The following is a 309-nucleotide window of genomic DNA, read 5'->3' as shown; positions in this document are numbered from 1 at the left end:
TTAGGGGTTCGACTCCTCTCGGGCGCGTTTTCTTTCGGGAAGTGGCTCAGCTTGGTAGAGCACCTGGTTTGGGACCAGGGGGTCGCAGGTTCAAATCCTGTCTTCCCGATACTTGATTTGGGGCCTTAGCTCAGCTGGGAGAGCGCCTGCCTTGCACGCAGGAGGTCAGCGGTTCGATCCCGCTAGGCTCCACCAAACAGTTCTTTGAAAACTGAACGAAACAAACAACGTGAAACGTCAATTTTTATTTATGATGCTAGACAAACTTTATTGGAGAGTTTGATCCTGGCTCAGGATGAACGCTGGCGG

The 309-nt window shown here is 51.8% G+C and carries 2 tRNA genes; both read left to right on the top strand.

The features are described from left to right. Window positions 1-35: 35 nt before the first annotated feature. Window positions 36-109 (top strand) — tRNA-Pro (locus tag MR058_RS23070). Window positions 110-119: 10 nt separating this feature from the next. Beyond that, window positions 120-195, top strand: a tRNA-Ala gene (locus tag MR058_RS23065). Window positions 196-309: the final 114 nt, after the last annotated feature.

It is taken from the genome of Bacillus cereus group sp. BfR-BA-01430, from assembly GCF_022663115.1.
GTDB lineage: Bacteria > Bacillota > Bacilli > Bacillales > Bacillaceae_G > Bacillus_A > Bacillus_A cereus_BD.
The sequence above is the reverse complement of the archived record's forward strand: the minus strand, read 5'-3'. Positions and strand labels throughout refer to the sequence as shown.